The sequence below is a fragment of the Dellaglioa sp. CoH-55-MRSF-7 genome (assembly GCF_056782235.1).
In genome coordinates, this window is the sequence record NZ_JBXAYI010000096.1 from 1 (window position 1) to 362 (window position 362).

Below are 362 nucleotides of genomic sequence, written 5' to 3' on the forward strand. Positions count from 1 at the left end.
AAATTGACCGTCAGGTCCAAGGCGTTAAGGGCGCAGTACAGAGCGCGGAAAACGCGATCGTCAACACGGCCTCTCGCGTCGTAAATAATACAGTGAACGCAGCACTAGGGTCCGCCATTGGCGCGGCTGGTGAGCTGCTTTCTGGCAATACAGGTGGCGCTATCGCCGCGCTGGCTAACGCACCTGAAAACATTTTGGCTTCAGCTTTGAGTGGGCTCGGCGGTTTTGCCGGGCCTTCGTCGATTGCGCTTGCTGGTCCCGGTACTCTCGGGGAAGTCAGCAGCAACGGCGGCATCATCGAAGGCGACAATCTGTTTGGAGCTATGAACCGAACGGACCCGATGATGGCATATTCTTGGTAC

1 protein-coding gene is annotated in these 362 nt (G+C 56.9%); it reads left to right on the forward strand.

Going from position 1 to position 362, the window contains the following annotated elements:
* A partial coding sequence (locus AC1RPU_RS08025) for a hypothetical protein (protein ID WP_481769645.1) occupies positions 1 to 362 on the forward strand: 362 nt, incomplete at both ends.